The 22,128-nt window shown below is 60.8% G+C and carries 18 protein-coding genes; 7 read left to right on the forward strand and 11 right to left on the reverse strand.

Annotation, left to right across the window (positions count from 1 at the left end):
* Window positions 1–75: 75 nt before the first annotated feature.
* The 3 genes from F0M18_RS02270 (at window position 76) to F0M18_RS02280 (ending at window position 3,954) form a co-directional block, all read left to right on the forward strand.
* Complete coding sequence (locus tag F0M18_RS02270) at window positions 76–1,179, forward strand: hypothetical protein (RefSeq protein ID WP_149609752.1); 1,104 nt, start codon at window positions 76–78, stop codon at window positions 1,177–1,179.
* On the forward strand, window positions 1,176–2,582 hold the full coding sequence (locus F0M18_RS02275; protein WP_149609753.1) for a hypothetical protein: 1,407 nt from the start codon (window positions 1,176–1,178) through the stop codon (window positions 2,580–2,582). The genes F0M18_RS02270 and F0M18_RS02275 overlap by 4 nt, the downstream gene beginning before the upstream one ends.
* 67 nt (window positions 2,583–2,649) lie before the next feature.
* A complete protein-coding gene (locus tag F0M18_RS02280) occupies window positions 2,650–3,954 on the forward strand; it encodes a serine hydrolase domain-containing protein (protein ID WP_149609754.1) in 1,305 nt (434 codons plus the stop codon).
* Here the strand turns inward: F0M18_RS02280 and F0M18_RS02285 are convergent.
* Together F0M18_RS02285 and F0M18_RS02290 are read right to left on the reverse strand one after the other, a co-directional pair.
* Window positions 3,951–4,487 carry a PadR family transcriptional regulator gene (locus tag F0M18_RS02285; protein WP_149609755.1) on the reverse strand — a complete coding sequence of 179 codons (537 nt, stop codon included), beginning with the start codon at window positions 4,485–4,487 and terminating at the stop codon, window positions 3,951–3,953. The genes F0M18_RS02280 and F0M18_RS02285 overlap by 4 nt on opposite strands.
* Before the next feature lie 310 nt (window positions 4,488–4,797).
* Window positions 4,798–6,798 carry an NADPH-dependent 2,4-dienoyl-CoA reductase gene (locus tag F0M18_RS02290; protein ID WP_149610100.1) on the reverse strand — a complete coding sequence of 667 codons (2,001 nt, stop codon included), beginning with the start codon at window positions 6,796–6,798 and terminating at the stop codon, window positions 4,798–4,800.
* Window positions 6,799–6,913: 115 nt separating this feature from the next.
* Here F0M18_RS02290 and F0M18_RS02295 point away from each other — a divergent pair, with 115 nt between their 5' ends.
* Entirely contained in the window at window positions 6,914–7,513 is a 600-nt protein-coding gene (locus tag F0M18_RS02295; protein ID WP_149609756.1) for a TetR/AcrR family transcriptional regulator, read from the forward strand.
* Window positions 7,510–8,286 carry an NAD(P)-dependent oxidoreductase gene (locus tag F0M18_RS02300; protein WP_149609757.1) on the forward strand — a complete coding sequence of 259 codons (777 nt, stop codon included), beginning with the start codon at window positions 7,510–7,512 and terminating at the stop codon, window positions 8,284–8,286. The genes F0M18_RS02295 and F0M18_RS02300 overlap by 4 nt, the downstream gene beginning before the upstream one ends.
* A 33-nt stretch (window positions 8,287–8,319) precedes the next feature.
* Here F0M18_RS02300 and F0M18_RS02305 read toward each other — a convergent pair whose 3' ends face one another.
* The 6 genes from F0M18_RS02305 to F0M18_RS02330 form a co-directional block, all read right to left on the reverse strand.
* Window positions 8,320–10,371: a glycoside hydrolase family 2 protein gene (locus F0M18_RS02305; protein ID WP_262500812.1), complete on the reverse strand. Its 2,052-nt coding sequence runs from the start codon at window positions 10,369–10,371 to the stop codon at window positions 8,320–8,322.
* 182 nt (window positions 10,372–10,553) lie between these two features.
* Window positions 10,554–11,222, reverse strand: coding sequence for an exonuclease domain-containing protein (locus tag F0M18_RS02310; RefSeq protein WP_149609759.1), 669 nt, complete (start codon window positions 11,220–11,222; stop codon window positions 10,554–10,556).
* Window positions 11,222–13,129 (reverse strand): DUF294 nucleotidyltransferase-like domain-containing protein, encoded by a 1,908-nt coding sequence (locus tag F0M18_RS02315; RefSeq protein ID WP_149609760.1) that lies wholly within the window; start codon window positions 13,127–13,129, stop codon window positions 11,222–11,224. Before F0M18_RS02315 ends, F0M18_RS02310 begins: the two co-directional genes overlap by 1 nt.
* 8 nt (window positions 13,130–13,137) lie before the next feature.
* Window positions 13,138–13,602, reverse strand: a complete 465-nt coding sequence (locus F0M18_RS02320; protein WP_149609761.1) for a hypothetical protein — start codon at window positions 13,600–13,602, stop codon at window positions 13,138–13,140.
* Between the two features lie 193 nt (window positions 13,603–13,795).
* Window positions 13,796–15,532: a sodium:solute symporter family protein gene (locus tag F0M18_RS02325; protein WP_149609762.1), complete on the reverse strand. Its 1,737-nt coding sequence runs from the start codon at window positions 15,530–15,532 to the stop codon at window positions 13,796–13,798.
* Between the two features lie 11 nt (window positions 15,533–15,543).
* Window positions 15,544–15,813: a DUF4212 domain-containing protein gene (locus F0M18_RS02330; RefSeq protein WP_149609763.1), complete on the reverse strand. Its 270-nt coding sequence runs from the start codon at window positions 15,811–15,813 to the stop codon at window positions 15,544–15,546.
* 606 nt (window positions 15,814–16,419) lie between these two features.
* Here F0M18_RS02330 and F0M18_RS02335 point away from each other — a divergent pair.
* Entirely contained in the window at window positions 16,420–17,544 is a 1,125-nt protein-coding gene (locus tag F0M18_RS02335; RefSeq protein ID WP_149609764.1) for a porin, read from the forward strand.
* 326 nt (window positions 17,545–17,870) lie between these two features.
* On the opposite strand, the gene F0M18_RS02340 is transcribed toward F0M18_RS02335, so the two are convergent.
* Together F0M18_RS02340 and F0M18_RS02345 are read right to left on the reverse strand one after the other, a co-directional pair.
* Window positions 17,871–18,857, reverse strand: a complete 987-nt coding sequence (locus F0M18_RS02340; RefSeq protein ID WP_149609765.1) for a hypothetical protein — start codon at window positions 18,855–18,857, stop codon at window positions 17,871–17,873.
* Between the two features lie 165 nt (window positions 18,858–19,022).
* Window positions 19,023–19,712, reverse strand: coding sequence for a YccT family protein (locus F0M18_RS02345; RefSeq protein ID WP_149609766.1), 690 nt, complete (start codon window positions 19,710–19,712; stop codon window positions 19,023–19,025).
* 412 nt (window positions 19,713–20,124) lie between these two features.
* Here F0M18_RS02345 and F0M18_RS02350 point away from each other — a divergent pair, with 412 nt between their 5' ends.
* Window positions 20,125–20,802: a response regulator transcription factor gene (locus F0M18_RS02350; protein ID WP_188109554.1), complete on the forward strand. Its 678-nt coding sequence runs from the start codon at window positions 20,125–20,127 to the stop codon at window positions 20,800–20,802.
* Between the two features lie 105 nt (window positions 20,803–20,907).
* On the opposite strand, the gene F0M18_RS02355 is transcribed toward F0M18_RS02350, so the two are convergent.
* Window positions 20,908–22,074: a hypothetical protein gene (locus F0M18_RS02355; RefSeq protein WP_149609767.1), complete on the reverse strand. Its 1,167-nt coding sequence runs from the start codon at window positions 22,072–22,074 to the stop codon at window positions 20,908–20,910.
* Window positions 22,075–22,128 lie beyond the last annotated feature (54 nt).

A 22,128-nucleotide genomic window follows, 5' to 3' on the forward strand; every position in this document is an offset into this window, starting at 1 on the left:
ATGTTATCCTCAGCCCACTGAACACTCCCGTAAGCAACTAAATAACCTCAGGAAACCTGGCAGCGGAGCCCTTTCTTGCTAGCGCAAATCACACACACTTTGCTACTGGCGCTGTTGTTTGTCTGTACATTCTCGCCAGCCCAGGCTGAGGACGTCGCCTATACCCGGTTCACCGTGGACCTGGGTGAAATCGTCAACACAGATGATGGCCTGACCGTTTTGGCCAACGAACAGGGGCAGGTACTGCTGCGAGTGCCCGCCGCCAATCTCGAGCTCGATCCAAACCAGCGCGTGCGCTTTCGCTTCGGCGGACAACCGCCGGCAGAAATCTACCTGCTCTGGCAACCCGAGGGCGCCGGGCAACTGCTGCAGCACGGCTTCGTCAATTACGGCAACCCCACACCCTTCATCGAACTGAACACGGTAGCGGGCTGGGAAGGCAGGGTTGAACATTTGCAGTTCGGGTTCCTGGTAGCGCCAAATGCCGAGGTCACGCTGCGCGATATTCGTATCAGTCTGCCCCGCTGGAGCGACAAATTATCTGATACGGTAGCCAGCTGGCTGGTCTTCCGCCCGTGGATTCCACGCGACATCAACGTCTACACCGGCACCCGCGACTTTAACGTGGGCCCCTTCCCCGCACCGGTAATTGCGGCGGGCATCGCGCTGCTCCTCGCCTGCTACCTGCTGCTGCGCCGTCGCCGGGCGCGGTGGACGGTGATCGCACTGCTGGTTTTCTGCGGCTGGCTGGTGCTGGACGGCCTGTGGCAGTGGCGTCTCTGGCAGCAACTGGAAGTGACCCGGGATCGCTACGCGGGCGTGGACAGCGAGCGCAAGCCGCTGGTTTCAGAGGATGCGTTGATCGCCCGCTTCGCCGCACGCGCCGCTGAGCAGATCAACCGGGAAGACGCGCGCGTATTCATCGCCAGCCTGTCCGACAGCGACGGCATGCGCGCCGCGTACTATATGTCGCCGTTGAATACCTACTGGAACCGGCGCGGCATTGAATTACCGGAGAAGCGCTACCTGCGGCAGGGTGATTATATTCTTGTCGTCGGCGGTTCCCGTCTGCTCTACAACCGCGGTCTGGGACTCGTTCGCCTGCCCAGCGGCGAAGACGTGGCTGTGCATGAGCGCCTGGTGGACAATGTCGGCCTGCTGCTGGAGGTGAAGGAATGATCACACTGCAGCTATTGCTGGCACTGCTACTGACCGTCGCGCCGGCGTGGATCTGGCTACATCGACTGGTGCCCCTGGAGACTCCCGCCCGCAACTGGCTGCTGGCCGGTTACAGTGCCGCGCTCGGTATGCTGGCCACCACCCTGATCATGCGCCTGCTCAGCGTTATCGGCCTGCCCTTCTCGCTGTACAGTATCGGCGCAGTTGCGCTACTGCTGTGTGCCGCGGGGCTCTTAGCACCAGCCAGTTGGCGATCCGGGCCCGCCATTGTACAACCGCGAGCGGAACTGCCCCTGTCCCGCTGGCAATACCTCTTCATAGGCCTGTGCCTGGCACTGCTGGCGGCACGGCTGCTGAGCCTCGGTCTGGAACTCGGTACACGCCCGGTTACCTCCTGGGATGCCAAGCAGCACTGGACCAAGCAAGCCCGGGTGTTCTTTGAGCTGGGCGCCGTGGCGCCCTATGTCAGCCTGCAGCAGTGGCTGGAGCTGGGCGGCAGCGGCGTCTACACCAACATGCACCCCGACTACCCCATCGCCACGCCACTCCTGCAGGCGTGGACAGCAACAGCCTTAGGCAGCTGGCATGAGAGCCTGGTTAACCTGCCCTGGCTGGTGATCTGGGCGGCCACCGGCCTGGTCTTCTACAGCCAGGCGAGACTTGCCGGCGCGAGCGCGGCTGTGGCCATCGGCGCAACCTACATGGTGCTGTCGATGCCCTACCTGAACATTCACATTGCCCTGGCCGGTTACGCCGATGCACTGATGGCATGTTGCTATCTGGGCGCGGTTGCCGCGCTCTATAACTGGAGCCAGCAGCGTTCCGCCTTCCAGTTGTTGCTGGCGCTGCTCTGTGGTGCTGGTTGCATGCTGATCAAGAACGAGGGCTTTTACTGGTTCCTGACGCTGTTCCCGGGCATCCTGCTGGTACTGGTTGGCATACGCCGGGGCCTGATGGTACTGGCCGTGTTGGCACTACTGCTGGTGCTGGCAATCTGGCTGATGCCCGCAGACCTGGAAATTGCCGGACACTCGCTGGCAGAGACCCGGATTCGCTATCGCCCCGACAGCTGGCTGTCGATCTACCTCAGTTTCCTGGTGCATGCTAACTGGCATGTGCTGGCCTATATCGCACTCGCCGCCCTGGCCGCCGTGCCGCTATTTGCACGCGCTGCGCTGCCAGTGGCTGCAGTCGTCGTATCGGCACTGCTGCTCTACCTGGCGCTCTACCTGTTTACCAAGAACGCGGTAGGTGCCGTGCAATTCACTTCGCTCAACCGCGTCGCCCTGCAATTGATGCCGGCCTTGGGCTTCTTCAGCCTGGCCGTGTTCACCCTGCTGGCCAACCGCACCCAGGGTAGCGCCAAGGCAAACGGCGCCGCATCCCCTGCCGCTGCAGGCTAAATATAATCCTTTTATGCAAGGGGCATTTCCCCTACCCTAGACGCGGGATAGCAACGGAGATCTGTCTATGACCCTGCGATTTGTTCGCCAGCGCGTGCAGGCGCGATTCAACGCCACCCCGCTTCCCGCGGATCTCGATGAAATTACCCGGGTAGATGAGCGCAACGAGGTCTCGCCAGAGCTGGCCGAGCTGTCGCAACGGGAAGTTGACGCCATCTGGCAGGATGCCGTCAAACTGTATCGCAAGGGCATGCACCCCATGTTCAGCCTGTGTGTGCGGCGTCGCGGCCAGATCGTCCTCAATCGCAGCATCGGTTATCAAAGCGGCGATGCCAGCAGCAAAGACGCGGTGGTGGGCGACCTGAATACACCGATCTGCCTGTTCTCTGCCTCCAAGGCCGTCAGCGCAATGTTGGTGCACCTGTTGGCAGAGCAGGGAAAAATTCACCTGCTGGACCCGGTCAGCTATTACATCCCGGAGTTTGCGGCCAACGGCAAGGGCTATATCACCATCTACCAGTTGCTGGCGCACCGCGCCGGTGTGCCGGGCCTCGGTGAAGAGGTAGACACATCACTGCTGTTTGATCGCGAGGCCGCCGTTGCAGCGATCTGCGCCGCGGACCCCATTGACCACCTCGGGCGTACCTCGGCCTACCACGCCATCACCGGCGGTTTTATCATCGATGAACTGATTCGTCGCACCACCGGCCTGACGGCGCAGCAATATCTCGACCGGTATATTCGCAAGCCGATGGGCATGCGGTACTTCCGCTACGGACTGACCAAACGGGATATGCCCAGGGCCGCGGAAAATCGCTTTACCGGCCTGCCGCTGGGCCCATTGGCGCCGGTGCTCAAGAATGCCCTGGGCCTGGATTACAATGAGGTTATTCCGCTGACCAACACCGAGCAATTCATGCAGGCGGTACTGCCGGCCGGCAATATTTACGCCACCGCAGAAGAGTCCAGCCGCTTCTTCCAGATGCTGCTCGACTACGGCCGCTGGCAGGGTCAGCAGATCATGCAGCCGCTGACCGTGCACCGCGCCATACAGGAGGCGGGCAAGGCGGAAATTGACGCGTCATTGAAAGTGCCCATGCGCTACAGCCCCGGATTCATGCTGGGCGGCAGCCCGGCGGGCATCTACGGCAAAGACAGTCACTACGCCTACGGGCACCTGGGTCTGTCCAATGTATTTTGCTGGGCAGACCCGCAGCGCGATATTTCCGTGGCCATTCTGAACAGTGGCAAACCGGTGCTGGGCAGCCATATGGCAGCCCTGCCCCGCCTGCTGTTCAGCATCGCCAGACACTGTCCGATCGTGCGCGACATGCGCGAGGATTCCCTGGACTTCCTGAACGCCCCCGCCTAAACCGTCGCCAGCAGCTCCAGGGCCTGGTCACACCAGGCAAGGAACTGCTCGCCCTGGTGTATGCCTGATTCCAGCGCCAGGTACACGCCCTTGTGGCGCACTGGCAAAGCCGCCGGATCGGCGTAGTGGCGCCGGCGGATGGTCTCGTAAAGGTACAGGCGCTGCATCACTTCCTCTCGCCTCTGGGTGATCTCGCCAATCAGGTGCTCGGCATTTTCCTCGCTCAGGTTGTACAGCTTCAGCAGCAACTCGTCCTTGGTGGGCTGCACCCGGGTGGGGCCGTATACCCAGTCCGCCAACGCTTTCCTGCCGGCGAGGGTAAGGCCGTAGAGTATCTTGTTGGGTTTGCCTGTCTGGTTAACTTCCCGCTTGTTGAGCCAGCCTTTCTGCGACAGCTTGCGCAGTTCCTGGTAAATCTGCTGGTGCGATGCCTGCCAGAAAAAGCCCATGGACTTCTCGAAGTCGCGGGCTAATTCCGACCCGGAGAGGTCGGCATCCAGCAGAGAGGTCATGATTGCCTGGGCCAGAGCCATGATTCAATACACACTTATTTTGCATGGGGATTAGCTAACAGCATAGTCGCTTTGGCGAAGCATGCAAAAAATTGCAGCAGCTTCTCCCCAGAAGCCCCCACCCCGTCACTACCAGAATATGCTGTCGCGTCGCTGACGATCCGGCCTGGCACCGGGGAGCCGACCGGGGCCGGCGTGGCCTCGGGGTATCTGCTGAGTGAGTGCGCTTTCCGATCGAAGGGGATATCCCGACGGCGCGGCGGCCGGCCAGCACGCAAATATCCTGTCTTTGGCGGCCACGGAGACACGTCGGGGCATGGCGGCGAACCAATCAGAGCGCAGCGGCCAGCCGCGTGCCCTGGTCGATAGCACGTTTAGCGTCGAGTTCCGCCGCCACGTCGGCGCCGCCAATCAGGTGTGTGGTCACCCCTTCCAGCCCGTCGAGCAGTTCACGGCGCGGATCCTGGCCCGCGCAGATCACCACGTTATCCACCGGCAACAGCTTTTGCTCGCCATTGACCGTGATATGCAGGCCAGCATCATCAATGCGGTCGTACTGGCAGCCCGGCATCATCTGGACGCCTTTCTTTTCCAGGCCGAGGCGATGAATCCAGCCGGTGGTCTTGCCGAGACCACCGCCGACCTTGCTGGCCTTGCGCTGCAGCAGACTGACCTGGCGCGGTGAGGGCTCCACAACCGCGGCAACGCCCTCGATGCCACCGCGGGCCTGCAAGGTCATATCCACACCCCACTCGCGCATGAACTGCGCGATATCGGTAGCGGGCGAGGCCTCACCGTGGGTGAGGTACTCGGCCACGTCGAAGCCAATACCGCCGGCGCCAATGATGGCAACGCTTTCGCCAACCGGCTTGTGGTCACGCAATACATCCAGGTAACTGAGCACCATGGGATGCTGGATACCTTCGATATCGGGCGTGCGCGGTGTGATGCCTGTGGCCAGCACCACCTCATCGAAGCCGCCCTCGCGCAGGGTGTTCGCATCCACGGGCGTGTCCAGTTTCAACTCCACACCGGTCAATTCAATCTGGCGCTTGAAATAACGCAGGGTCTCATAGAACTCTTCCTTGCCCGGTATGAGTTTGGCGATGTTGAACTGCCCGCCTATCTCACTGGCCGCGTCAAACAGGGTCACGTGGTGGCCCCGCTGCGCTGCGGTGGTAGCAAAGGCCAGACCCGCCGGGCCGGCACCCACTACCGCGAGTTGCTTTGGCTGGCTGGTCGGCTCAATCACCAGCTCGGTTTCATGACAGGCCCGCGGGTTGACCAGGCAACTGGTCATCTTGCCGGAAAACACATGGTCGAGGCAGGCCTGGTTACAGCCGATGCAGGTATTGATTTCATCGGCGCGGCCCGCTGCTGCCTTGGCTACGAAATCGGCATCAGCCAGGAATGGCCGCGCCATGGAAACCATGTCGGCATCCCCGCGCTGCAACACTTCTTCCGCCACTTCCGGGGTATTGATACGGTTGGAGGTCACCACCGGCACGCTCAGTTCCTCGCGGAAGCGCCGGGTCACCCAGGTAAAGGCAGCCCGTGGTACCTTGGTGGCGATGGTCGGAATGCGCGCCTCGTGCCAGCCTATGCCGGTATTGATAATGGTGGCCCCGGCCTGCTCCACGGCCTTGCCCAGCCGCACAATTTCTTCAGTGTTGCTGCCGCCCTCCACCAGGTCGAGCATCGACAGCCGATAAATGATAATGAATTCCTCGCCCACGGCGGCGCGCACCCTGCGCACGACTTCCACCGGCAGGCGCATGCGGTTCTCGTAACTGCCGCCCCACTCGTCATCGCGCTGGTTGGTGCGCCGGGCGAGGAACTGGTTGAGGAAGTAGCCCTCCGATCCCATGATCTCCACGCCGTCGTAACCCGCTTTCTGCGCCAGTACCGAGGTGCGCACGAAATCCTCGATCTGCTGCTCGATTTCGTCTTCGCTCGCAGCCTTGGGTTTGAACACGTTGATCGGCGCCTGTATCGCCGACGGTGCAATCGGGTTTTCATTGAAGGCGTAGCGCCCCGTATGCAGTATCTGCATGCAGATCTTGCCGCCCTCCGCATGCACGGCATCGGTGATCACACGGTGGTCCGCGCAGTCTTCCTCGCTCCACAGCATCCTGGTGTGTTCATGGGTGGCCGCGCGCTTGTTGGGTCCGAAGCCCCCGGTCACTATCAGGCCCACACCGCCGCGAGCGCGCTCGGCAAAGAACGCGGCCATGCGCTTGTGGCCATCCGGCGCCTCTTCCAGTCCGGTATGCATGGAACCCATGAGGGCACGGTTGCGCAGGGTGGTGAAGCCAAGGTCCAGGGGCTGCATCAGTTTCGGGTAGGCAGTCACGTATCTCTCCTCAATCTAGACGGCGTCAAGTTACTTTCAGATTACTTTAGCGAGGGATTTTGACACTGTCAAGATTGCGCGGTAAATTGCACCCATGGCAGAAAAATCCACCTATCACCACGGCGACCTGCGACGCACCCTGCTGGACCAGGCCGCGGGCCTGCTGCGGGAAGAAGGCGAGAAAGGACTGTCCATGCGCGCCCTGGCGGCGCGGGCGGGTGTTTCACGCACGGCGCCCTATCATCACTTCGCAGATAAACAGCAATTGCTTTGCGCCATCGCCGAGGAAGGTTTTCGGCGCTTTGTCGGCGTCTTGCGCATCGAAAGTGCGGCCTTGTCGGAACAGCGCTTGCAGCAGTTCGTGCGCAACTACCTGGAATTCGCCGTGAACAACGCTGAGTATTATGACCTGATGTTCGGCAGCCAGTTGTGGAAATCCGGGCACATCAGCAGCGCGCTGCAGGATGAGGCCCACAGTTCGTTTCGGTTCTACGTGGCCCAGGTGCGCGCGTGGCAGGACCAGCAGCGCATCAGCCCGACGCTGGATGCCCTGCGTTATGCCCAGGTGACCTGGAGTACCCTGCATGGCATGTGCCGGCTGCTGATAGACGGCATCTATCTCGACACCGCCACCATGGGCCCCATGTGCGATCAGGCGGGAAGCATGTTCTGGCGCGAGCTGCAGGTGCCATGACAACTCCCCGCGGTGGGCTGCGCGTAGCGCTACTGCTGTTGCTGACCAGCCTCCTGGCCAGCGGCTGTGCGCTGCCCCAGCAACGCCTCTCAGCGGACGCAATCCGCGCCGCCGAACAAGCCATCGAGCGCCCACGCACCATTGCTTTGCTGGGTGGCACCGGCCTGGCCGGCAGCTACCTGCTGCGCGAGGCACTGGCGCGAGGCTACCCGCTGCGGGTGCTGTCACGCTCCCCGCAAAAACTGGCCTACCTCGGTGACCGGGTGACGGTGATAGAGGGCGATGCACGTGACCCTGCGGTGCTGGACTCACTGTTGCAAGGTGCCGATGCCGTAATCAGCGCCATCGGGCCGGTACCCGCCGACGGCGCGGCGGCGAAAGGTATCAGCTCCGCCGTGACCGGCAAACTCATAACGGCAATGCAGCGACACGGCCTTACCCGCTACCTGGTGGTGTCCGGGGCGGGCGTCGCGGCCCCCGGCGATGATCGTAATGCCACCGGCTGGTGGATGCGGCAGCTGGTGAAAATCCGCTACCCGGAAATACTCCGTGACAAACAGGCGGAATACCAGTTGCTCGCAGACAGTGACCTGCAGTGGACGGTGGTGCGCTGCCCACTCATCGAGTCGGGCCCCTATGTACAGCCGGCGATAGTGTCACTGGCGACGCCGGCCACATTCCGGCTGCGGGCGGCCGAGCTGGCCGAATTCGTGCTGGAGCAACTGGAAACAGCGGACTACCACCGTCGCGCGCCTTTCGTTTACAGCCGGTGACTGGCGCGGCCCGCTATCTGTTGGCCCGCAATTTCACTCCTGCATGCGCTCTGCGTAGTGCTCGCTGAGCACCTCGAACGCAAGTTTTTCCTGCCCCGTTTCAGACAACAGGCCCTTGCGGTTCCAGTAGTCCTGCTTGTGCGTGTTGAGCCGATAGGGTGCGCGAAAATCCTTGAGAATCCAGGGCGAAATGCCGCGCAATGCAGGGCTGTTCTGCAGCATCTTCAACTGTTGCCGGTAGACGCGCGCCTGGTAGTCTTCGCTCCACACATGCAGCGGCCCGCCGCGCATGCCAGCCTTGGCGCCAGCGCCGAATTCGCTGATCACCAGCGGCTTGTCGAAATCCGTATCAATGGTGAAGCGCACCATTTCCGTCAGCATCAGCTCGCGCACGTCGGCCTCGCTGACCTCCATGCCGCGCTCGCGCAGCGCATCGGCGATCATGCCGGACATATACCAGCCCAGGTATTCGTTGTAGCCAATCACGTCGACGATATCGCCCAGCGGGTCATCAATCGTCATCGTGACCGGCTCCGGGTCAGTGAAGAAGGCCACCAGCTTGCTGTCCCTGGCGGCGAGCAGGGTGCCGATATACTTGCCCACGGCCTCCATACCACCGAAACCGAGCAACGCGGCTGTAAGCAGGCGGGTATTATCTTCGCCGCGCACATGCTCAGCCATCGCTTCAAAGAAAGCGTCTCGCGCAGGCGTTTCCGGCGTTTCGTTACCCAGGCTCCAGAGAATCACCGCGGCGCGGTTGTGGTCCCGCGCTATCAGTTCACTGTATTGTTTTTTGGCGCTGGTCAGGGTGCAGGGGTCAGCAAAGGTGATATTGTGGTAAACCGGTAGTTCGGCCCAGACCAGCATGCCGGCGCGATCTGCGGCGCGCACCATGTGCTCGTTGTGCGGGTAGTGGGCCAGGCGCACGAAATTGGCGTTAAGCGCCACCAGCCGCTCAATCACGGCCTCGGCGTCAGCCTTGCTGTGTGCCCGCCCCGGGCGCAACAGTGACTCCTCGTGCAGGGAGATACCACGCAGGAAAATCGGCTCGCCGTTCAGCAGTATGTCCTCACCACGCGTCTCGACAGTGCGGAATCCCACCTGGTCACGCAAGGTGTCAGCTTCAGTCGACCACGCCACGTCGTACAAACGCGGCTGTTCCGGAGACCAGAGCCCCACCTCGGCCTCGAACTCAAACTCGGCGCGCCCGAGACGGTCAACGCGAAAGCTGCGCGCGATATCGGCTTCCGGTATTTCCAGGCGTACGCGCTGCCCCGCGCTGGCGCCATCCAGTTGCACCCAGCCCTGCAGGGTGTCGAGACTGCCCGGGCGCAGCTGCAGCTTGAAGTTGCGCACAAACGTCTCCGGCGTTTCCACCAGCAGGACATCGCGGGTTATGCCCCCGTAGTTCATCCAGTCGTTGTACTCCGTTGGCACTTCGGCGGCGCTGCTCATGCTGTCGACCTTGACCACGAGACTGTTGCGTCCCGGGCGCAGGTGCTCGGTTATTTCACTGTTGAAGGGTGTGAAGCCACCTTTGTGGCGCGCAATCAGCCGACCATTCAGGTACACGTCCTTGGCAAAATTGGCGCCGCCAAAATACAGGAACAGGCGCTTGCCCTGGGCTCGCGCGTACTCAAAGTCGCGCTGGTACCAGACGATACCGCGGTACCAGAACAGCGAGTCCTGCTGGCTGTTCCAGTCGCCCGGCACTGTCAGCGTGTCACCACCGGCGAAACTGTACTCGAGCAGTTCGTAGGGCAGGTAGTCGGCATCTTCGCCAACACCACCGCGCAGCAAGGGGCTGGCATCACCGACACCCAACTGATCGACGATGAAATTCCATTCCCCGTTCAGGGAGGTGACGGTGCGGTTTCTGACACTGTTCAGCAGCGGGCTGAGCGGGCCTGCAGGTTGCCGCTCCAGGGGCTGAAACAGCGGGTTTTCCTCGTGTTCACCCGCATGCTCTGAGCTGACACTGCACGCCGCATTGGCCTCCAGGCTTGTGTAGTGGCTTGGCGCCGGGTCACATGCAGCCAGCAGTGCCGCACTGGCGAATAGAATCAAAAGCCGGAAAATATGCATCACGAGTCGGTTTCCCGTTGTTATTTGACCGAATGAGAACGTTAGCTTGCTTCAAGGCGTGAACACTGTCCAGCCGTGCGCGAGAACCGGCTGCGCTCACCCAGGCCCATGCTGTATCTCACGGACACCGACACCGGACTGATGGCGCCCTGGTGGCGAGACCGGGGAGGCAAAACCCCGGTTTAAAGTAACTGGCCGAGAGTCAGTGACTGGCCGGCACTGCGACGGGAAGCCAGGGCAATAAGCAACTCAGCGGTAGACAGCGCGTCCAGCAGCGCATTGTGCCCGTGAAAATGCGGTAGGCCGTAGCGGTCACGGCAGGCCTGCAAGCGCAGTTCGCCCGGCTTGATGGGCTTGTCCCGGCGCCGCAACAGCTTCTCTTCCTGCAGCAGCGTATCCACCACCGGCATCATGATAGGCGCGTCGAATTCACGTCGACTGATCTTGTTGAGGAAAGCCATGTCCAGCGCGGCGTTGTGAAACACCAGCACCTTGCCCGCGGCCACCTGCAGGAATTCACCGAGCACCCTGTCCTTGGTGTCGGCATCCAGCAGGTCGTGATCGCGCAGGTTGTGAATGGTGGCGCTCTGGCCGACGGAGTTTTCCGCCTTTATCAGGTGGTGCTGGGCGCTACTGAGCATGATCCCGCCCTGTTCCACCACTACCCAGCCGACGCTTAGCAGCTCACCGGTGTTGGCGTCCAGGGAAGACATCTCCGCATCCGCCACCAGGAAAGACACCGCCCGCCAGTCGCTCGAAGTGGATGGCAAGGGCGCCTGCCAGCAGCGCTGCAGCGCCGTGCCTGCAATCCGGCGCTGATACATCAGGCGCCGTAACCGCAGCCGCCACATCAGCCCATTCCCGCTCGGTAGGTTTGCCGCACCGAGGACTGGGCTTCATCGATAATGGTGAATGCATCGCGCAGCTGCTCCTTTGCCATCTTGGCCAGGTCACGGGGATTAACAAAATTGGACACCTTTTCAGCGCGGGTAATCTGCTCGCACTGGTGCTTGATGCGCAACTGCTGGATGAAGTGCAGGGCATCGGCCAGGTTGCGGCTACCGGCGATTGTCAGGTGCTTTTCTGCGGCCAGGGCCTTGAGGCGCTCGTCCGTGTTCACCGCTGTAATCTTGTGCGCCAGCGCGTGCAGGCGCACGATCTCGGTCACCGGCAATACGCCGCGCTTCTTCAGGTCGAGCTCGGAACGGTGCTCGCCATCGCGGTCCACCACAAAGCGGCGGAAGATCCCCAGCGGCGGCTTGGTATCGAGCACGTTGGCAGCCAGGGCGGCAAGGAATATGGAATTGCGCGACGCCTGGTCGAGCATGGTTTCCTGGAGTTTCTCGGCCAGCTTGCAGTCGCCGTAGATGCAGCGGATGTCGAAGAAAATACTCACGCGCATCACCGCATCCGGGGTCGGCGCCCGGGCCCATTTACGCACTGTGTCCTGCCACCTGGCCAGGGGCTGGCGCCACTCGTCGTTCTTGGCCATGATCCCGCCCGGGCAGTACACGTAGCCCACGTGATCGAGGCCATCGCAAACAAAATCAGCCACCTGGCGGAACCAGGGCAGTTGTTCCGCGGTAACGCTGTCGTCAATGACCAGGCCATTGTCCTGGTCGGCGCCGAGCAGTTGTTCGGCACGCGCCTGGGAGCCAAACCCGGTCCAGCACCAGGGCACCGGCGCAGGACCAAACTTTTCTTCCGCCAGCTGGATCAGGCGGATGGTGATGGCGTCGGATATGGCGGTTAACACCTGGCTGACCTGCTGTGCCAGCATGCCGGAGTTGACCCACTGCACCATCAGGTTGGCCATGCCGGAGACCAGTTCCTTAATGCTGTCGACGTCGTGTTGCCGCGAAATATGCTGCACCAGGTACACTGGATCATCCTGCTTGGCCAGGATAAGGTCCGAGGTAGTCACGATGCCCTTGGTGACGCCGTTGATTTTCACCGGCAGGTGGTGAAACCGCCGCTGCGTCATCAACAGGGTGGTGGCGAAGATGGTTTCCGAGCCATCCACCCACTCGAGGTCCGGCGTCATGATCTGGCTGACAGGGGTATCAAACGGCAAACCCGCCGCGACAAAACGCACCCGCAGGTCGCGGTCAGTCACGATGCCCAGCAGCACGTCATCCTCTACCACGAAGGCAGAGGAAACACGTCGCTCCGCCATGGCCTTTGCCGCGTCCTGCACGGTACAGGATGGCGCCACCGTGAGCAGGTTGGAACTCATAACCGTGCGCACTTCCTGCATCATGGTATTGGGTTCCGGCTGGTAGCGTGCCGCCCGGCGCAGCCGTCGGTTACGCTGTCCGGAGAAGTAGCGGTCAAAGCCGCGATCGGCTTCACGCAGCTCGCGATAGACCTCGTCAGGCACAAAGTAGAACAGCGCGTCCTCTATCACCGTGGCAATCACTTCACCACGCTCGGCGTTCAGCCCGGCGATGTGGAAACTCTCTCCTTCACCGAGCCGATCCAGCAGTTTGTTATCGCTGTCGCGCAATTCCACGGCACCGCTACGCAGGATACGCAGCCCGCGCTCGGGCGTCCGGGCATCGAAGGCGTCACCCTGGCAGTGATACTGGATCACGATGCGCGAGATAACCGGGTACAGTATTTCCTCTGGCAATTCGTTGAACGGCAAAGTTTGCTGGATAAATTCCGCTACCGTCACCAGTTCCGGTGTATCCAGCCCCGGATACCTGTTTTCATTGCGGTCTTCGGCGGCGGTCTGCTGGTTGTTCTCTGTACTCATGTCAGGGGTCATTTACTGGGCTGCAGGAAGGTCGTTGAAGCTTCGGCGAAATAGCTACTGCCGGCCGCCCGCGCCACCAGGCGTATGCGCTGGTCGGGCGTCGGTTTCTCGCCAAGGACGATACGCCACTGCAGGCCCTGGCCGTCGGACGCACGCATCGGCGCCGGTTGGGCTTCCGCATCGGCTGCGCCCACTGACAATACCACACCCTCCAGGGTATGGGACGAGGTCAACAGGAATTCGGGGCCGGTTACGCCATCCTGCAGGGTCAGGCGCAACCTGAAGTCTTCATTCTCAAGATCGCAAGCGCCGCTTTCATAGCGGCAGTTACTCTTCTCCACCAGCGGGTAGGACTGCCCGGGTTCGGCGACATGCGGCTGCTCTCCCGTGAGCTGACCCACGGCAAACCAGGCGAGTACCGCCAGGATAGGCGCCACGATCATGGCGATAATGACGTGCTTGTTGGTAAACATGTTGCGTTATTTTCCCTCTACGGTGATGTCTTCACGGAGCAGTAATCATAGCAATGCGAATGCTATGCCCCCTCCCCATCACTGTTGCACGATCGCCACTTTCTTGAAATACAGGCAAATGGCGATTGGGCAAAAGTGACAAATAAAAAAGGGAGGCATCGCAAGCGATGCCTCCCGAGTCAGGACGACTGGATCAGTGGCCAGTGGCTTCACCCGCACCAACCGGTACGCGGATGTGCTCCACCAGCTCCTGCACGCGCTCGGGCGGTGCAGCAGTGACCTTGGATACCGCGAAGGCGACCACGAAGTTCACGATGGCGCCAACACAGCCAAAGGCGTTGGGCTCGATTCCGAGGAACCAGTTCTCACCGCCAGGCTGCACCCAGGCAGTACCCGGGATGAACATGATGCCCTTGTGCTGGAACACGTAGAACAGGGTGACACCGATGCCGCCGATCATGCCGGCTATGGCGCCTTCCTTGGTAATACCCTTGGAGAAGATACCCATCATCAGTGCCGGGAAGATCGAGGACGCCGCCAGGCCGAAGGCCAGTGCCACGGTACCCGCCGCGAACCCTGGTGGATTCAAGCCTAGATAACCCGCCCCGGCGATGGCAAAGGCCATGGCTATCCGGGATGCGTTCAGCTCCGCTTTCTCACTGATATTCGGCGTTAACATACCCTTGAGCAAGTCATGCGAGATTGCCGACGAGATCGCCAGTAGCAAACCCGCCGCAGTGGACAGGGCGGCAGCGAGACCACCGGCAGCCACCAGTGCAATTACCCAGTTGGGCAGCTTGGCAATTTCAGGGTTGGCCAGCACCATGATGTCGTTGTCGATCTTGACCATCTCGTTGGTTTCTTTGTCCGCGGAGTACTGGATACGACCGTCACCGTTCTTGTCTTCGTACGCCAGCAGACCTGTTTTCTCCCAGTTCTTGAACCACTGGGGACGCTCATCGATCGCCAGGTATTGGCCAGGTGAAGGCTCCAGGGTCTGCATCAGGTTCAGGCGAGCCATACCAGCAACTGCGGGAGCAGTGGTGTAGAGGATCGCAATGAAGACCAGTGCCCAACCAGCGGAGGAACGCGCGTCCCTGACCTTCGGCACGGTGAAGAAGCGGATAATCACGTGGGGCAGGCCCGCGGTACCGATCATCAGCGACAGGGTGTAGGCGAACATGTTGATGCCGCTCAGGCGCACGTTGGTGGTGTACTCCTTGAAGCCCAGGTCAGTGACGACCATATCCAGCTTGTCCAGCAGGTATACGTCAGTGCCAACCAGGGTGCTACCCAGGCCGAGCTGCGGCAGCGGGTTGCCGGTCAACTGCAGGCTGATGAAGATGGCAGGAATGGTGTACGCCAGGATCAATACGCAGTACTGGGCAATCTGGGTGTAGGTGATACCCTTCATGCCGCCGAGTACGGCGTAAAAGAACACGATAGTCATACCCACGTACAGGCCGGTGTCATAATCCACTTCCAGGAAGCGGGAGAACGCCACACCCACACCTTTCATCTGGCCGATTACATAGGTAACGGAACAGATGATCAGGCAGATAACCGCCACGGCTCGCGCCGAGTTGGAGTAGAATCGGTCGCCGATAAACTCGGGCACGGTGAACTTGCCATACTTACGCAGGTAAGGCGCAAGCAACATGGCGAGGATCACGTAGCCACCGGTCCAGCCCATCAGGAACACCGAACCACCGTAGCCGCCATAGCTCAGGGCGATCAGGCCCGCCATGGAGATAAACGAGGCTGCGGACATCCAGTCAGCCGCTGTGGCCATACCGTTCTGTATGGGGTTGATACCGCCCCCGGCGACGTAGAAGTCCTTGGTAGAGCCCGCACGGGCCCAGATTGCGATTCCAATGTAGAGGGCAAAGGTAAAGCCCACCACAATGTACGTTAATGTTTGCAGATCCATGTCAGAGCTCCCTATTCTTCTTCTTCGACACCGAACTCACGGTCCAGGTCGCCCATTTTCTTGGCGTAGTAAAAAATCAATGCTACAAACACGTAGATTGAACCCTGCTGGGCAAACCAGAACCCAAGCTTGTAACCACCTATCTGGATCTGGTTCAGCACATCGACCAGGATAATGCCGAAGCCGTAGCTGACGACAAACCAGACCACCAGGCACCTGATCATCAATGACAGGTTGCGGCGCCAGTACTCCTTGGCCTGCTCTTCATTTAGTGGGGACATCACACACCTCCTATCGGTGTTGTTATCGTTTCATGCCTGGCAGATGTTACTCCGCCGGGTCGATCCATACTCTTAGACCTTGGTCTATCCACAGCTAAGAACACGTTGCCGCATACTGACACTGCCATCGTCAACGGGGGTATTAGACATTGGTCTACGCGGGCTTCGGGTGCGTCGGAGCTGACGCACGGGGCCAGGAGTGTTTCGAATTACGATGTCAGGCGTAGCGGCGCTTCGCGGGCTGGTGAATCGGCTGCCGGCCGTCGATGCGCCGGGGTATCCCCTTCGATCGAAAAGCTCACTCACTCAGCGGATACCCCGGCGCACCGCCGGCCTGATTACGGTGCAGCTGCACCGCCCGAATCCACACGCAACCGGCGCTTTGGGCCGAGGCCGGTTATCGACTGGCTGTGAGAGGCGCCGACAGGTTTCCCGGCGTTTCGTGTCACGCTGCTTTTATAGCCCGACGCTGCGAGACAAGCCGGCAGCACCTTTTATACGCTGCCGGGTTGTGTGATTTTTCCGCGTTTAGACTAAGGTCCAATTGGTTTTGGACCTAAAACAACAGAGTCTGTGCGTGTTATCCGACAACACATGGAGACTGTCATGAACACCATAAAAATGAAAACCCTGGCTGCTGCCGTAGGCCTGTGCACCGCATCGCAGGCATTTGCCGGTTATGAATTCAACCTCGAGAACGGTGACCAGATCACCTTTGGTGGTTATATCAAGGCCGATGCTCGCTACGTCGACGGCGATGTGAAGTACCAGGACTACTGGCGTGGCAACAACCCGGGATTCGAAGATACTTCGAAGTTCGGCATGACCGTCAGCGAAACCCGTTTCAACACCAAGTACGTGCATGGTGACGTGACAGCCTTTATCGAAATGGACTTTTACGGTGGTGACGGTAACGAGGTCGCCACCAACAGCACCAATCCGCGCCTGCGCCACGCGTTTGTGAAGTACAAGGGCTGGATGGCGGGCCAATACTGGTCCACGTTCACGCCGATGGCAGCATGGATGGACGCACTGGACTTCGGCGGCCCGATCGTCGGTGAAGTGTTCGTACGCCAGCCACAGATTCGTTATACCGTTGGCGGTTTCAAGTTCGCCATTGAGAACCCCGAAACCTGGGGTAACGACTATCTGGATGCCGGCGGCAATGGTGGCGGCAACAACCCGGCCACCGTTGATTCCGACGCTAAATACCCTGACCTCGTGGCAGCTTACGCTTTCTCCGGCGACTGGGGTGAAGTGCAGTTCAGCGCTCTGTATCGCACGCTCGAAGGCGACGCCAATGAAGCAGGTCGCAGGGCGATCGACGAATCAGCGCTGGCCGGCAACATCGGCGGCAAGATCAACATCGGCCGCGATGACATCCGCTTCCAGGTGAACTTCGGTGAATCAGGTCGTTACGTGGGTGCAGGCATGGTGCGCGACATCGTGCTGGATTCCAACGGCCAGTATGAAGTGGAAGAAACCACCGCCTTCACCGTGGCCTACCGTCACCTGTGGAGCGACAACTGGCGCAGCACCGCTTACTACGGTTATGCGGAAACCGACACCACTGACTTCGAGCGTGCTCACTGGGGCGTCAACCTGATTCGCCAGCTGACCCCTGCACTCTCCGTCGGTGTTGAACTGGGTAACTTCGACATCTCCGATGGCGGCGACGCCGAGAACGGCGATTCCAACTACTTCCAGTTGTCCGCCAAGTTCGGCATCTAAACCGAACCCACCACAACACAAAGGGTGTCAGCCATAAAAGGCTGACACCCTTTTTTATGTACAGGATGTACGGTACGTCCCCGGGAGCCAGGGAGAGCCCACCCCGCCGTATCGGGTGTGGCGGAGGGGACGCGGTCGGGATTGGAACCGATTTTCGGGCAAGCGTCCCCGGGAGCCAGGGAAGGCGGAGGGGACGCGGCTGGGGATAATCACCCAACTCTGCATAGACGTCCCCGGGAGCCAGGGAGAGCCCACCCCGCATTATCGGGTGAGGTGATAGCAGCGAATGCCCCAGGACGCGCGGCACGGTCTTCCCGGGCAAAGCCTTACTGTTCAGGAAGCAACTGGTAGGTATTTTCGAGGTTATCGGTGACCACCCGCGCTATGCCGTCCACGCTGGGTAACTGCAGCGCTTCATCGAGAATATAGCTGCGAAAGCGCCAGCCCGGCGGCAGTTGCAGCCGGCTGCCGAGATCCGCGAGTTCGGTGATATCCTGGCGCTGCTTCACCGCCTGGCTGAAGGACTGCATGAGGTAGCGGCTGCCGGCAGGATCTTCGAGCTCGTAAACGCGTCGCCCCTTGACGAAGGTAAACAGTGTGCCTCGCGCCACCTCCGCGACCTGGTAGCCGCCCGCCGCCAGCAGGCCCTGCACGCCTGACAGGCGCACTGAGGTGATCAGGCGCATCTCGATGCCGCCAAATTCCCGGCGTATGTCCTCAGGCGCGCGAAACCCCGGCGGTATGCTGGTCAACTGCAGGTTGTCGATAACCCAGTAGCGGGGCCCGTTGATATTGGCCCATTCGGCATCATTCTCTCGGGCTATCGCGACAGGATCGAGTGCCCGCACCTTGGCCTCCGGGCAATCGTTCAGGCTCTGTGAACCCCAGACCTCTGCTTCAAAACCGTCATCCACAGCCCTGCCGATCAGCACTTCGCAATAGCGTACATTAAAGGAAGGCCCGCCAGTGGGTGCGAACACCGGTTGCAGAAAAAAGGTCTCATCCGAGGCCAGCAGCCCGGCCAATGCTGCGTCGCCCGCAAACGCCGAGGTACTCAGCTCACAGGGCGCGGCGGTGCCGCCGCAAAGCCCCCGATCGCGCTTGCGCCAGCCCAGGAACACCTGCCCTGCCCCCGGCACGGCGGTGAATGTCTCCTCGAAGAAGGTGTCCGAGACGTCGAACTCACAGGTTTCACCGGGCCCACAGTCACGGGCGCCGGAGAGACTGACAACACGGCCATCATCACTGACCGGCATGTTGATCTTGCACGCGGCGAGCAAGGCGGTTGAGAACAGCAACAGTGATTTACGCATCGGCTAATTCCTCTCTGGCGGAGAGCGCGCGGAAAACACTGTTTCGGCTTGAAAGAACCACCCTGCCGTTCACCCGCGCCTGGCTGGGGCATTCATTTTAGGCGCAACCACCAGGCCGGCACAGCGAGGCCGGCGTGATAGCGAGAGCCCTTCGGCACGCCTGTCTCAGAGCTGCTTTATCGCCCAGGCCAGGAAGTCCCGGCGCGTCTGCTCGTCAGCGCGTTGCCACCAGAGACGCAGCATCTGCTCCGGTGAGGCATTGCTTTCCCCTGCCTCCACGCCCGCCGACGCAGCGGCCGCCGCAACGGGTGCAGACTGCAACTGCGACGGTTCCGTGGGCGCTGCTGCCGCCATCGCCGTGGTAGGCGCGGTGGTGGCGACAACGGCAGGTTTGGCCGGCTGCGCCTCCTGCCCATACAGGTGCGTGGCGAAATCCTTGTCCGTGATCCGGGTATGGGTGAGCGTGTAGTCAACCTGCCCACCGTCCTTGCGGATAATTTTCACGTCGGGCGCCCTGGCAAACTCTTTGGCGTTTCTTACCGGTTTGCCATCCGCCGTGGTGAGGAAGTAATCAACATCCTCAACCGCGTCGAGGGTGATAATAAAAGCCGGTGACTTCACGCTTTCCGGTGTTTCCATGGCATTGGCTTCCACCATATCGCTATAGCGCAAGGCGATTTCGTGCTGTCCCTGCGACAGGTCCAGCCTGGACTTGTGCATGACGACACTTCTCTTGACCTGCTGACCATCCACCGCCAGGTACTCGAAGGCCATGGGGATGTTAAGGCTGGCAGCAAACAGTGACGACGATGCGAACAGACCGATACCGGTTATGGCAGCTAGCAGTGGTTTCATTCTTTCTCCTTGCGAACACGGCTATTGTTAAATTTATCGAAGCAGCGCCGGCGTGATCTCCTGCACCTGCGGTCTCACGCAGCCGTGCAGGAATCACGCCGATACACTAGCTTACCTGCGCACCGCGGCCGCCGCTAGCACGCGGCGCATGGACCAAAGTCCAATGGCAAGTACACGGCGCTTCCTTACACTGGGTACCGTGTTTCTCACCCCCACAGACCCACTTGGGTCACTGTGTTCAACCGGGCTTTTGGCCCGGTTTTTTTTGCCTGTCATACCGCAAACCGCGCCCGCAATCCGCAACACCTGACAGACCAGGGCGCAGGGGCTTCTACGAGCCGATTTCCTGCCCCTTTACACGCTCTCGCTGTATCGCCAGAATAGACCTGATAACAACAACGGATAAAGACCATTGAGTTCTGCAGTTCAATCTATCCTGGTGGCGGACGACCACCCGCTGTTTCGTGGTGCACTACAACAGGTAATTGCCCAGTTGTATCCACAGGCCACGCTCTACCAGGCGGCCAGCGTCGCCGAGTTGCAGCAGCAGGTCGATCAACATCCGGACATCGAGCTGTTGCTGCTCGACCTGCATATGCCGGGGGCTTTGGGTTTCTCGGCACTGTCCTGGTTTATCGGCCAGCACCCCTCAACACCGGTGATCATGATCTCGGCCAACTCGCATCCGGAGACGGTGCGGCGAGCCATCGACCACGGCGCTGCCGGCTTCCTGTCAAAATCGGCCGATGTGGCTGATATGGAAGACTGCATAGGCAAGGTCATGGCGGGCGCGCGCGGCCTGCATCCGGGTCTCGACGCCAATGCCTCCGGTGCGAGCCTGCAGTCCCTTGATGTAGCTGACGCCCTGGCCAGTCTCACGCCACAGCAGTTCAGGGTCGCCTCCATGCTGGTTGAGGGCTTGCTGAACAAACAGATCGCCTACGAACTGAACGTCAAGGAGGCCACCATCAAGGCTCACATGACGGAAATTTTTCGCAAGCTGGGGGTACACTCCCGCACCCAGGCGGTACTGGCCCTGGGCAGCCTGTCCGTAGAAACGCCCCAGGACCTGGTAGAACCACCCAGATAGCGAGCATCAGGAAACACCCAGTTTGTCATCCCCGTGCAGCCGGGGATGAAGATGTGACATGTTTCCTGGGGCCGGCCTTGTGCAGGGGCAGTAGTCAGTTTACCGCTACGGCCCCTTGACTTTGGTCCACCCTGCCGGGACTTCGAAACGCTCCGGCGGCACGGTCACTTCGCTCCAGTTGGTTACTTCGGTGCTGATGCGGAAGAGTGTCACCTGCTTGTTGCCATCAGTTACAGGCTGCGCCGGCTCGGCCTCCACCGGTTTTTTATCCTTCTTGAACATACCGGTGAAGCCACCGATCAACTCGCCTGCCGCGGCGCCGACCGCGGCACCTCCGATCCTGCCGGCGATGCTGCCGCCAAGGGATTCACCCACCGCCTGGCCGGCAGCGCTGCCCGCTTCATACCCGGCCTGGTCCAGTGCCGCGTTGTAGGCTGAGGTGGAGGCATCCGCCCACACCTGGTCCATGGCGATCGGCTGCCCGGATGCCGTTGTGCACTGCTCGCCACCCATGCCCATCTGCATCACCGTACGCAGCGGATAGCCCTTGATGTCCTGCAGCTCGTCGACCACTGTCTCCCAGTTATCACCGAACATACCGAGCATGGCCTGGGCCGGACCCTGCATGTGTTGCGCCGCATCCCCCAGCCCCATGGCGTCCAGGTAACGTTTCTGGAAGGCGCGCACCTCTTTCTCGCCGGGCACACGACTGGCCAGCCAGGTCTCCATTACCCAGGTCATATCACAGGTTTTGCCGCTTTGCGGGTCGGTGCAGGACTGGCGCATGCGGATAACGTGCTTGCGCGTCTTGATACCGGTGATCTTTTCCTTTTCGCCGGTCTTGTCCACTTCCACCTTGCCATCACTCCACTGGCAACCGTCTTCGCTGACCGGCAACACACCGCCTCCGGACTGTTCCATCGCATCCATGGCCTTGGCAAGTTGCGCCCTGGCCTGGGCAAACGTGACTTCCTGGTACTGCTGGTCTTCCGGCTGCAGGTTCCAGGTCAGTGCCTTGTCCAGGCGCACAATGGTGACGCTGTTGCCGCTGCCCGCGGCGAGGCGGGCCAGCCGCGACTTCATGTTCATCTGCGTCTCACTGCGGGATTTGTCACCCGCCAGGTGATTGATCACAGTGCCCTCGGACGAGAACATGGACATGGCGCCGCCGCCCTCCACGATGATCTTCTGTGAGTAGCTCAGATCTGCCAGCGCCGGAGCCGAAGCGGCGCACGCGGCGGTTGCGAGCAGCAGTTTGCGAGTATTTTTCATCGTCATTCCCTGATTAAGAAAAAGTAAATGGATCCCCGCTAAGGGATGATTCGC

The organism is Pseudohalioglobus sediminis (genome assembly GCF_008370495.1).
Lineage (GTDB): Bacteria > Pseudomonadota > Gammaproteobacteria > Pseudomonadales > Halieaceae > Halioglobus.